Origin of the sequence: Rhodopseudomonas sp. BR0C11, assembly GCF_010820945.1 — a bacterium.
Classification (GTDB): Bacteria; Pseudomonadota; Alphaproteobacteria; order Rhizobiales; family Xanthobacteraceae; genus Rhodopseudomonas; species Rhodopseudomonas palustris_H.
The window spans coordinates 15,001-26,076 of record NZ_QTKI01000017.1 but is presented as its reverse complement, the minus strand read 5'-3'; the positions used below and the strand labels follow the sequence as shown (position 1 = coordinate 26,076).

3 protein-coding genes, 2 tRNA genes, 2 rRNA genes and 1 pseudogene (1 of these 8 only partly in view) are annotated in these 11,076 nt (G+C 61.9%); 5 read left to right on the top strand and 3 right to left on the bottom strand.

Annotated features, from left to right (window positions below):
- Positions 1 to 4: 4 nt before the first annotated feature.
- Positions 5 to 241, bottom strand: a pseudogene (locus DYI24_RS03180) (MOSC domain-containing protein); the annotation flags it as partial.
- A gap of 225 nt (positions 242 to 466) precedes the next feature.
- Here DYI24_RS03180 and clpB point away from each other — a divergent pair.
- The gene (clpB, locus tag DYI24_RS03175; RefSeq protein ID WP_164571226.1) at positions 467 to 3,106 is read left to right on the top strand and encodes an ATP-dependent chaperone ClpB; all 2,640 of its coding nucleotides are present in this window, start codon (positions 467 to 469) and stop codon (positions 3,104 to 3,106) included.
- 150 nt (positions 3,107 to 3,256) lie between these two features.
- On the opposite strand, the gene DYI24_RS03170 is transcribed toward clpB, so the two are convergent.
- Both DYI24_RS03170 and DYI24_RS03165 read right to left on the bottom strand, forming a co-directional pair.
- Complete coding sequence (locus tag DYI24_RS03170) at positions 3,257 to 4,885, bottom strand: Vgb family protein (RefSeq protein WP_164571225.1); 1,629 nt, start codon at positions 4,883 to 4,885, stop codon at positions 3,257 to 3,259.
- A 145-nt stretch (positions 4,886 to 5,030) separates the two neighbouring features.
- Complete coding sequence (locus tag DYI24_RS03165) at positions 5,031 to 7,061, bottom strand: M23 family metallopeptidase (protein ID WP_107346000.1); 2,031 nt, start codon at positions 7,059 to 7,061, stop codon at positions 5,031 to 5,033.
- A gap of 962 nt (positions 7,062 to 8,023) precedes the next feature.
- On the opposite strand from DYI24_RS03165, the gene DYI24_RS03160 reads away from it, so the two are divergent.
- The 4 genes from DYI24_RS03160 to DYI24_RS03145 all read left to right on the top strand — a co-directional run.
- A 16S ribosomal RNA gene (locus DYI24_RS03160) occupies positions 8,024 to 9,512 on the top strand.
- Positions 9,513 to 9,712: 200 nt separating this feature from the next.
- Positions 9,713 to 9,789, top strand: a tRNA-Ile gene (locus DYI24_RS03155).
- A gap of 33 nt (positions 9,790 to 9,822) precedes the next feature.
- A tRNA-Ala gene (locus tag DYI24_RS03150) sits at positions 9,823 to 9,898 on the top strand.
- 408 nt (positions 9,899 to 10,306) lie between these two features.
- Positions 10,307 to 11,076 (top strand): 23S ribosomal RNA (locus DYI24_RS03145) (it continues 2,047 nt past the right edge of the window).
- The 16S and 23S rRNA genes sit together here with 2 tRNA genes alongside, the layout of an rRNA operon.

Below are 11,076 nucleotides of genomic sequence, written 5' to 3'. Positions count from 1 at the left end.
GTTAGCGGCTGCGCAGGGCAGCGAGCCGCTCGTTGCGCATCAGCATCAGAAACCTGATCTTGGGGAAGTAGCGGGGATTGGCCGGGTCGAATCCGATCGGCCCGTTTTCGATCGCGAACGCCCGGTCGCCGGGCAAGGTCTGGCCGACATCCAGAGCTACGGTGGGTAACGGCTCGGGCGACAAGCCCTTGACCGGATAGCGGTAGATTGAGGCGACGGAGGCGAGCGCAAGGTCTGTCATGGCGGGTCTTTAAGGGATCGCGCCGGCTTCGGCAGCCCACGAAAATGTGAGCCGGGGCCTTCCGTTCGCCGGAACAGATGCCCACATTTGCGTCAAGCCGATGCGGTCCGCACGGTGACGACCGCCCCCGGCTGAGGAATGTCAGCGCGGCCGGCGGAACCCCAATGAAGATGCCGTCGGGCGTGCTTTTCGAAGGCGCCGGGGGCAGGCTGAGGGACCGAACCAATGAACGTAGAAAAATATACCGAACGTGTGCGCGGCTTCATCCAGTCGGCGCAATCGCTGGCGATGCGAGAGGGCCATCAGCAGTTCTCGCCGCTGCACATTCTGAAAGTGCTGCTCGACGATTCCGAAGGGCTGGCGGGCGGTCTGATCGACCGTGCCGGCGGCAATTCGCGTGCGATCCTGAAGGCGACCGAAGAGGCACTCGGCAAGATGCCGAAGGTGTCCGGCTCGGGCGCCGGCCAAGTCTATCTGGCCCCGGCGACCGCCCGGGCGTTCGACGCTGCCGAGAAGGCCGCCGAGAAGGCGGGCGACAGCTTCGTCACCGTCGAGCGGCTGCTGCTTGCGCTGTCGCTGGATAAGGACAGCGAGGCCGGCCAGCTGCTCACCAAGGGCGGCGTCACCCCGCAAAATCTCAACGCTGCCATCAACGCCCTGCGCAAGGGCCGTACCGCGGATTCGGCGACGGCTGAAAACGCCTATGACGCGCTGAAGAAATACGCCCGCGACCTGACCCAGGCGGCGCGCGACGGCAAGCTCGACCCGGTAATCGGCCGCGACGAGGAAATCCGCCGCACCATCCAGGTTCTGTCGCGGCGTACCAAGAACAACCCCGTGCTGATCGGCGAACCCGGCGTTGGTAAGACCGCCATCGTCGAGGGCCTGGCGCTGCGCATCCTCAATGGCGACGTGCCCGAGAGCCTGAAGGACAAGAAGCTGCTCGCGCTCGACATGGGCGCGCTGATCGCCGGTGCGAAATATCGCGGCGAGTTCGAGGAGCGGCTGAAGGCCGTGCTCACCGAGGTCACCGCGGCCGAGGGCGGCATCATCCTGTTCATCGACGAGATGCACACCCTGGTCGGCGCCGGCAAGGCGGACGGCGCGATGGACGCGTCGAACCTGCTCAAGCCCGCGCTTGCCCGCGGCGAGCTGCACTGCATCGGCGCCACCACGCTCGACGAGTATCGCAAGCACGTCGAGAAGGACGCCGCTTTGGCGCGGCGCTTCCAGCCGGTGTTCGTCACCGAGCCGACGGTCGAGGACACCATCTCGATCCTGCGCGGCCTGAAGGACAAGTACGAGCAGCACCACGGCGTGCGTATCGCCGACTCGGCGATCGTGGCGTCGGCCACGCTGTCGAACCGCTACATCACCGACCGCTTCCTGCCCGACAAGGCGATCGACCTGATGGACGAGGCCGCGGCGCGGCTGAAGATGCAGGTCGACTCCAAGCCCGAAGAGCTCGACTCGATGGACCGCGAAATCGTGCGGCTCAAGATCGAGCAGGAGGCGCTGAAGAAGGAAAGCGATCCGGGCTCCAAGGCGCGCCTGGTGACGCTTGAGAAGGAGCTTGCCGATCTCGAAGAGAAGTCGGCGGCGCTGACCCAGCGCTGGAGTGCCGAGAAGAACAAGCTGTCGGATGCCCAGAAGCTGAAGAGCGAACTCGACGCTCTGCGGATCGAACTCGCCAACGCGCAGCGCCGCGGCGAGTATCAGCGCGCAGGCGAGCTCGCCTATGGCCGGATTCCGGAGCTCGAGAAGAAGATCGCCGAGATCGAAGCCAACGAGAACGCCGGCGCGATGGTGGAGGAGGCGGTCACCGCCAACCACATCGCCCAGGTGGTGTCGCGTTGGACCGGCGTGCCGGTCGACAAGATGCTCGAAGGCGAGAAGGAAAAGCTGCTGCGGATGGAAGAGCAGCTCGGCCAGCGCGTGGTCGGGCAGTTCGAAGCCGTGCATGCGGTCTCGACCGCGGTCCGCCGCGCGCGCGCCGGCCTGCAGGACCCGAACCGGCCGATGGGCTCGTTCATGTTCTTGGGGCCCACCGGCGTCGGCAAGACCGAGCTGACCAAAGCGCTCGCCGAGTATCTGTTCGACGACGAGACCGCGATGGTCCGCATCGACATGTCGGAGTTCATGGAGAAGCACTCCGTGGCCCGGCTGATCGGCGCACCTCCCGGCTATGTCGGCTATGACGAAGGCGGTGTGCTGACCGAAGCGGTGCGGCGCCGGCCGTATCAGGTGATCCTGTTCGACGAGATCGAAAAGGCGCATCCGGACGTGTTCAACGTGCTGCTGCAGGTGCTCGATGACGGCCGCCTGACCGATGGTCAGGGTCGCACCGTGGACTTCCGCAACACGCTGATCGTGATGACCTCGAACCTCGGCTCGGAGTATCTGGTCGCTCAAGCGGAGGGCGAGGACACCGGCGCGGTGCGCGAGCAGGTGATGGGAATGGTGCGGGCGCACTTCCGCCCCGAATTCCTCAACCGCGTCGACGAGATCATCCTGTTCCACCGGTTGCAGAAGAGCGAGATGGGCCGGATCGTCGACATCCAGTTCGCGCGGCTCACCAAGCTGCTCGAGGACCGCAAGATCGTGCTCGATCTCGATGCTGCGGCCCGCGACTGGCTCGCCGAAAAGGGCTGGGATCCGGCTTACGGCGCCCGTCCGCTGAAGCGGGTGATCCAGCGCAGCGTCCAGGACCCGCTCGCCGAGATGATCCTGGAAGGCACCGTCAAGGACGGCGACCACGTCGCGATCTCGGCCGAAGGCGGCGTGCTGACCTTCAACGGCAAGCCGCCGCACAGCGCGGACATCGAGCCGTTTACGGGACGGCCGCCGAAGCGGATGCTGAACTAACGCGCGTCGTCATTGCGAGCGCAGCGAAGCAATCCAGAGCCTCCGTGTACCGAGCCTGGATTGCTTCGTCGCTTCGCTCCTCGTAATGACAGGATGAGAAGTTGACGACGTGCTCCGCAGCGATCGCTGCGGAGCACGTTGCGTTTCGGCCTACTTCTTCTCGATCTTGTAGATCGCGTTCTCGATGTCGGACGACACGTAGATCGTGCCGCCAGCGCCGACACCGACGCCGGTCGGCATGTTGGTCGGCGGCAAGCCCGGCGCGCCGACGAGGCCGATCGGCAGATTGCCGGCGATTTCGGTAAGGCTGCCGCTGGCCGGATCGACTTCGACGATACGCTTGGCGCCGACTTCGGCGACGATCAGTTTGCCGGATGGCGCCAGCGCGATGCCTTCCGGCATCTTCAAGTCCTTGGCGACGACGGTCTTGGCGCCGGTCGCCGGATCGATCTTGCTGATCTGGCCGGCGAACGCTTCGCTGACATACACCGCGTTGTCCTTGCCGAGCACCAGGCCGACCGGACCAGCCAGATCGGTGGCGATCGCCTTGCGGTCCTTACCGTGCTCGCCGGAGACTTCGACGAGTGACTTGGTGCCGAGCTCGGCGACCAGCAGCTTGCCGTCGCCGAGCCGGATCGCATCGTACGGCGCCTTGAAGCCGTGCAGCATGTCGCGGCTCTGGCCGGTCTTGCGGTCGATCGTCTGCACCGTGCCGGTGAACCAGCTCGACAGGATCACCTCGTCGCCCTTGGCGGTGGCGCTCATCGGATATTCGAGCGTGGTGCCGTCGGCGTGCATCCGCGCCACTTCGCGCACGTCGCCGCTGGCGCCGTCGACGGTGCGATAGGCGAAGACGTCGGCGACATAGATGGTGTCCTTGCCGCCGTCGGACACGACGCCGATGCCGCCCGGAAATGCCAGCTTGCCGATGATCACCTGCTTGGCCGCGCCGGTCGCCGGATCGACTTCCTGGATGCCGTTGTCGGCCATGTTGGAGACGTAGATGCGGTCATTGGCATCGATCGCGAGATTGTCGAGCGACGGCTTGAGCTGCGCCACCATCTGCTTGGCGCCGGTCTTCGGATCGATTTTGACGAGCTGACCCAGCGCCGTATCGAGCGCCCACAGATTGCCCTTGGAGTCGAAATTCGCAGCTGCCGGTACCTTGAAGCCGTCGGCGACGACGCTGAGCTCGCCCTTGTCGACGTCGACCTTGACGATCTGTCCCTTGAACCACAACGGGCCGTACAACTTGTCGTCGGGACCGAACTCGAAGCCGTTCAGGCCGCCCATCTTCTCCATGATCTTGCGTGGCGGCTTGGCGCCCTCGACGTCGATCTCGTACAGCGCGTCGCCGAGAAACACCTGGGTCGCATACAGCCGCCCGTCCTTGCGGAAGGCCAGCGAGTTGATGCCCGGCAGGCCGGAGGCGAGCTTCTTGATCGGGCCGTCGCCCTTGCGTGCATAGAGATCGCCGGTGAGGAAACCGGTCCACGCCATCGTGCCGTCCGGCGCGATCGCGATATCGTCGGCCATGCCTTCCGGTGTCGGCACCGCGATCTTGGCCGTGCCGGCGGCGCGATCGACCTCATACAGCGCCGCGCCTGCGACGCTGCCGGCGAACAGCTTGCCGGCCTTATCGACTGCAAGGCCGTGCACGCCGTGAAACGCCGAGCCCGGGACCAGCTTGGTCACCTGATAGCTGTCGGCGTGTGCGGCGGACAGCATCAGCAGGCCGATCGTCAACGCGCTCGCGCCGCGCGCAAGTTTGCCCTTCATTGCATTCCCTCCGAGATCTTCTCGTTGTTATGGCGAGAGTATTCGGCGGGGCTTGGAAGTTGGCAAATGGAATCGAAGCCGCGTTGCAGCAGATTCCTCGCCGCGGAATGCTGCGCGGCGGGACAGGCTTCGAACTAAGCGAGGATCAGCGCCGCGCTTGCGCGGTGGAGGAGGTGCGAACCGGGGCCGAGGCGGTGAGATCTTCCGCCAGTCGTCCGCCGCCGCGGCCGGTCATCATCGCGTCGAGCCGGTCGCGTTCTTTCTCGAAGCCGGCGAGCATCGGGCCTTCGAGCGACCGGCCGCGCGGCAGGCGCACGCGCATCGGATCGACGAAGCGGCCGTTGACGATGATTTCGTAGTGGACGTGCGCGCCGGTCGACAGGCCGGTCGAACCGACGAAGCCGATCACCTGGCCCTGGCGAACGCGCTTGCCGGGCTCCATGCCCTTGGCGAACGCCGACATATGGCCGTAGGCGGTCTCGTAGCCGTTGGCGTGCTTGATACGGATGTACTTGCCGTAACCGCCTTCCCAGCCGGACTTTTCGACGACGCCGTTGCCCGAGGCGAAGATCGGCGTGCCGTAGGGCGTCGACCAGTCGACGCCGGTGTGCATCTTGACGTAGCCGAGGATCGGATGGCGGCGGGCGCCGAAGCCGGAGCGCATGATCGCCTGGTTGACCGGCTTGCGGACCAGGAACTTCTTCGCGCTCTTGCCGGTCTCGTCGTAGAAATCGACCGCGGCGTCATCGGGAGTCTGGAAGCGATAGTATTTCTTGGTTTCGCCGCCGACGGTGAGGGAGGCGAACAGCACGTCGTTCTTTTCGACCGTGGAAGTGGTTTCGTCGTCGCCGGCGTAGAACACTTCGAACGAGTCGCCGGCCTGAACTTTGCGCTGGAAATCGACGTCGTAGGAGTAGATCCGGATCATGTCGTCGATCACCGACTGCGGCACCTTGTTGCGGAGCGCGGTCTCGTAGATCGACTGATACAGCCGGACGCCCGTGCCGTCGTCCTCATCCTCATCGCTGTTGTCGGCGGTGTCGCTGACGGTGTTGAGGCTCTGAACGTCGACGGCGACGTAGCGGCCGAGATCGGAGAGCGCTGCGACCGCTTCGACCGCGGAGTCGTTGGCGACGATCACGCGGAACGGTTGGGGCGCTTTGCCGGGGCCTGACGATTCCATCAGGATGCGTAGTTTCTGGCCTTCCTTCAGGCCGCCGTCGCGGCCGCGCGCGCCGAGCGCAGCGGCGACCGCACGGGCATCTTCTTCGGCGGCACCTTGATCGCGCAGCACCGAGACGACGCTGTCGCCCTTTTTGACGATGTGAGTTCGTTCGCCGGTCGGATTGCCACCGGTGACCTGCTCCTTGGTCTTCGGCAGCAGCGTCACGTTTTCCGGGATGATCCGGGTTTCGAAGCCGGCGTAAGGATCGGCGGACGGACCTTCGGGGGCGTAAGCGAGCTTCACGTCGCCGCCGAAATCGCCGGCGGCGCTGGCGTAGCGAACGCCGCTGTTGCCCTTCCAGTTCGCGGCGTCGCGCACGCGCATCAGGATTTCATCGGGTGCGATCTGGCCGGCAATCTTGGCGCGCGGCAGCACGGTGCCGAGATCGCGGGTGACGAAGGAGACCTCGGCGTCGGGTTCGACTGCGTCGGGATTCTGCGCATCTTCGGCGCTTTGCGCCGGGGCGCCGACGTCGCTCAGCATGCGCTGGGCATTGAAGGCGGGAATCTTGGCGGACAGATCGCTGGTGGTCAGCGACAGGTTGCCGGAAATCTTGACGAAGGGACGGACCCGGACGACGTCGCGCTGGCCGACCCGCGATACGGTGGAAACCCGGATCACGCTGCGAGCCAAAGCGGCTTCGCTCGGCGGTGGCAGGCGGTCGCTCTTATGCAAGGCGGCGGTCTTGTCGGCTCCGAACGCGCCGCGGAGGGCGGCCTGAACCAGTTCGGGAGCTTTGGCGAAGGTCGTCTCGCCGTCGAGCGAGGCGAATACCGCGCCGCCAATCAGCGCGGCACCACAGAGACCGGTGAGGATCGTGCCGCTGAACCACTGCACCGATACGCGTCGGCGATCGATGACTGCGGCCTCGGAGCCGTCGACGGAAAGCGGCGGCTCGTGACCAAGGTCGATATAGCCGACCTCGCGCCCGGTGCTGCGCCCGCGTGACACCCTTTGGCTCAATCCGTCGTCCCCCGATTTCGCAATCGGCCGCGGGTGCGGCCGGTCGGCTAGTCTGAACGATCAGGCCATCGGCCGATCAAACGTCTCCGTTCCGCGCCCGCGGACCGGAGCCTTCTACCTGATTGCCGCCGGCTTGTCCGCCTCTGACGGCGTACGCCAACAGTCACAGGTCTGACACTTGTCACGGGCAGCCAAAGTGCTGGCGCCGGCGATTTGCGTCAATCGAAAGCGGCAATCGCCGCATTCTGCTGCTCCAAGACGGCTGTCTTCACCCGAAGGAGCCGCGCCGAGGCCCAAAGACCCCGTCCGCCGACCCGGAGAGCCGAACAGTTTTTTTCGATCTGCCTGGGGAGAACGCCTCCGGAAGGTGGCCTGAGTGCGGCGTTGGGACTGAGAAAGCCTTGGGAAAACTACAGAAATTGAATCATCCCAACCTGCACGACATTTTTCTGACGAGGCCGTTGACAGCTCCAAGGGGGCGGGCCTATAAGACGGCCACTGAGCGCGGCGCCGCTGAGCCCTCCGGGCCCCAGCGAGCTTTCGTGCCTCTGGAACATCCATCGAATTCGATGAGTGCAACAGCAGCCGATAGTTGTCGGTTGCCATTCGCCGTCGGTCTGGATTTCCAAACTCCTATTAAGTGTAGGAGTTGAAGTCTCGAAGGTCTCTGTGACCTCAGGCTTCGTTGAGATCTTCGGATCTCGGGCTGTTTGACAAGTGAAGATGAAGAAAGAGAAACGTGGACGGCGAAGTCCTTGCGGGTCTCGGTTTTAGGAAGCTTCGGCTTTCTGGGATTGGGGCCGGACGAAAGACTTCGGCGGTACACGTTTTCAAGGAAACACCATGTTCGCGAGCGCTGTGAAGCGCTGCGACGAACCGGCGATCTTCGGATTGCTGGTGATGGTGGGACCTCGTCAAACGTTGTGATCAGCCGGTTCAAAGTTCAAGTCCAACTTGAGAGTTTGATCCTGGCTCAGAGCGAACGCTGGCGGCAGGCTTAACACATGCAAGTCGAACGGGCGTAGCAATACGTCAGTGGCAGACGGGTGAGTAACGCGTGGGAACGTACCTTTTGGTTCGGAACAACACAGGGAAACTTGTGCTAATACCGGATAAGCCCTTACGGGGAAAGATTTATCGCCGAAAGATCGGCCCGCGTCTGATTAGCTAGTTGGTGAGGTAATGGCTCACCAAGGCGACGATCAGTAGCTGGTCTGAGAGGATGATCAGCCACATTGGGACTGAGACACGGCCCAAACTCCTACGGGAGGCAGCAGTGGGGAATATTGGACAATGGGCGAAAGCCTGATCCAGCCATGCCGCGTGAGTGATGAAGGCCCTAGGGTTGTAAAGCTCTTTTGTGCGGGAAGATAATGACGGTACCGCAAGAATAAGCCCCGGCTAACTTCGTGCCAGCAGCCGCGGTAATACGAAGGGGGCTAGCGTTGCTCGGAATCACTGGGCGTAAAGGGTGCGTAGGCGGGTTTCTAAGTCAGAGGTGAAAGCCTGGAGCTCAACTCCAGAACTGCCTTTGATACTGGAAGTCTTGAGTATGGCAGAGGTGAGTGGAACTGCGAGTGTAGAGGTGAAATTCGTAGATATTCGCAAGAACACCAGTGGCGAAGGCGGCTCACTGGGCCATTACTGACGCTGAGGCACGAAAGCGTGGGGAGCAAACAGGATTAGATACCCTGGTAGTCCACGCCGTAAACGATGAATGCCAGCCGTTAGTGGGTTTACTCACTAGTGGCGCAGCTAACGCTTTAAGCATTCCGCCTGGGGAGTACGGTCGCAAGATTAAAACTCAAAGGAATTGACGGGGGCCCGCACAAGCGGTGGAGCATGTGGTTTAATTCGACGCAACGCGCAGAACCTTACCAGCCCTTGACATGTCCAGGACCGGTCGCAGAGACGTGACCTTCTCTTCGGAGCCTGGAGCACAGGTGCTGCATGGCTGTCGTCAGCTCGTGTCGTGAGATGTTGGGTTAAGTCCCGCAACGAGCGCAACCCCCGTCCTTAGTTGCTACCATTTAGTTGAGCACTCTAAGGAGACTGCCGGTGATAAGCCGCGAGGAAGGTGGGGATGACGTCAAGTCCTCATGGCCCTTACGGGCTGGGCTACACACGTGCTACAATGGCGGTGACAATGGGAAGCTAAGGGGTGACCCTTCGCAAATCTCAAAAAGCCGTCTCAGTTCGGATTGGGCTCTGCAACTCGAGCCCATGAAGTTGGAATCGCTAGTAATCGTGGATCAGCATGCCACGGTGAATACGTTCCCGGGCCTTGTACACACCGCCCGTCACACCATGGGAGTTGGCTTTACCTGAAGACGGTGCGCTAACCAGCAATGGGGGCAGCCGGCCACGGTAGGGTCAGCGACTGGGGTGAAGTCGTAACAAGGTAGCCGTAGGGGAACCTGCGGCTGGATCACCTCCTTTCTAAGGATGGGTCTTCAACAGCTTGCTGTTATCGACCTGTTTTAGAAACATCAGAGGCTCTAAGTCATACGAGCCTCATTGGCGGGATTTCGCCGTCTTCGTTTCTCTTTCTTCGCGGACGAACACGCGCCTGGGGTGCGCGCAAGTCGATCGGCCTGGCGTCTGCCGGCTGGTGGTTTGCTTGCGGCCTCTCGTGCTGAGGGCTTGTAGCTCAGTTGGTTAGAGCGCGCGCTTGATAAGCGTGAGGTCGGAAGTTCAAGTCTTCCCAGGCCCACCATTTTGTCGAGCGCAGCATTCGTCTTCTGGTTACGGGGCCATAGCTCAGCTGGGAGAGCGCGTGCTTTGCAAGCATGAGGTCGTCGGTTCGATCCCGTCTGGCTCCACCAGATGGACGATCATCGAACGAACATCATCGTGACCTCGGCTTCGCCTCGTTGCTGTCATCCGGACAGCGACGATGGCTCATCGTCCGCAACTTGTATTCGCCGGCTTTGCGCAATGCGCAGCCTGGCGGGTTTTCTGACATCGTGAAGAGGAGATCGATCCGGGTTCGGGTCTTGTAGAGCAGTCTACGGGGCGCCGTTCGCGTATCTCCAGATCGTTTTCGGCGCATGCCGGTCGCAAGACCTGCGTGTTGTAAAACGGTCTTTGTTGGCGAGCTTGACCGCACGCCATCGGTTCGATCTTACGAAGCAATAACTGGTCTTTTCATTCAATGTCCGTTTGCGAGACGCGTCCTTCGGGATGGCTTGCAAGTACATTCTGCCGAGTGTGTGGACATTGATAATGAGAGCAATCAAGTGCCTTAAGGGTGTTCGACGGATGCCTTGGCGCTGAGAGGCGATGAAGGACGTGCTACGCTGCGATAAGCCATGGGGAGCTGCGAAGAAGCTTTGATCCGTGGATTTCCGAATGGGGAAACCCACCTTCGATAGCCGGAACTCCAAGGCCTTGCGTTTCGAAAGAGACGTGAGGGTTTGGATTTCCGGTTATCAAGAGAAGGTATGAGATCTCTGAATACATAGGAGGTTTCAAGCGAACCCAGGGAACTGAAACATCTAAGTACCTGGAGGAAAGGACATCAACCGAGACTCCGCTAGTAGTGGCGAGCGAACGCGGACCAGGCCAGTCATCATTGGAAGACAATTGGAATCTGTCAGGAAAGCAGAGCCTTAGAGGGTGATAGCCCCGTACAAGTAATGCGACCATTGATGCTCGAGTAAGGCGGGACACGTGAAATCCTGTCTGAACATGGGGGGACCACCCTCCAAGCCTAAGTACTCCTCAGCGACCGATAGTGAACCAGTACCGTGAGGGAAAGGTGAAAAGCACCCCGACGAGGGGAGTGAAATAGTTCCTGAAATCGGACACCTACAAACAGACGGAGCCCAAGATACGTTCTGGGTGACGTCGTACCTTTTGTATTATGGGCCAGCGACTTAATTTAACGAGCAAGCTTAAGCCGATAGGTGTAGGCGCAGCGAAAGCGAGTCTGAATAGGGCGTCAAGTTCGTTGGATTAGACCCGAAACCTAGTGATCTAGCCATGAGCAGGTTGAAGGTGA